The 961-nt window shown below is 41.2% G+C and carries 1 protein-coding gene; it reads right to left on the bottom strand.

The window, feature by feature from the left end; translation table 11 throughout:
- Nucleotides 1-44: 44 nt before the first annotated feature.
- Nucleotides 45-809, bottom strand: coding sequence for an IS21-like element IS643 family helper ATPase IstB (istB, locus tag AC3WTL_RS25655; RefSeq protein WP_071156330.1), 765 nt, complete (start codon nucleotides 807-809; stop codon nucleotides 45-47).
- Nucleotides 810-961: the final 152 nt, after the last annotated feature.

The following is a 961-nucleotide window of genomic DNA, read 5'->3' as shown; positions in this document are numbered from 1 at the left end:
TGTAGACGTCAAGTCGAATTTTACACTTTTTGCTCGTTTCCTTTTTACACTTTTGCCGAAAAAATGCTTTTTCGGTTTTTCATGCGATGACTTTCCTCGTTTTCACCACCATGGATTACTTCCACACGATGAAGTAAGCGATCTAAAATAGCTGTCGTGATCCCTTGATCTCCAATTAGATTACCCCATTCATCTGGACTTTTATTTGAGGTCAGGATGATCGAACTCCGTTCGTATAAATGATTAATTAAATGAAAAAACAAGTTTGCCTCTCTCTGATCCATGGCCATATACATTAAATCATCAATAATCACAAGATCGGCATTTCTAATTCTTTTGAGCTGAACTTTAGATTTATTCAGGTATTCTTCTGATTTTAGAAGCTGCACAAGTTCACCCATTGTAGCGAAATAAACATTGAATCCTTTGTAAACAGCCTCGAGCCCAAGCCCAATGGCGATATACGTCTTTCCAATGCCAGGTGGCCCAAGAAGAATTAAATTGTACTGTTGTTCTAGCCAGCTTAATTCTCGGAGTTGGGAGAGCTGACGGGCTGTCAGAACGTTTTGGCCTTTCAGCTCAAACTCGTCTAGCGACTTCACGAAAGGGAAGCGTGCCCATTTCATCCTTTTCTCGAGGCTTTTGGCTTCACGTTTGGCTAATTCATATCGAGTGATAGATTCTAAAAATTCTAAGTAGGTCCATGATGATTTTTCAGCTTCGCGAAGAAGCTGCGGCAGCTCCTCCGCCGTCTCTGCTAAACGTAGCTGACGAAATTGGTCTTGTAATTCATGCACGGTCTTGTTCATCATGCTCTACCTCCTAAAATACTGGTATATGCATTTAGAGAACGGGTAGAGGCTTTGATATGAGAATGTGTCGGTGAACTTGTGTAAAAGGATTGTACCTCTTCCACCGGTTCATCTGGTAATGTATCAAGATGATGAGCGATGTCACGAAA

The sequence above is a fragment of the Cytobacillus sp. EB106-05-05-XG126 genome (genome assembly GCF_058791715.1).
The sequence above is the reverse complement of the archived record's forward strand: the minus strand, read 5'-3'. Positions and strand labels throughout refer to the sequence as shown.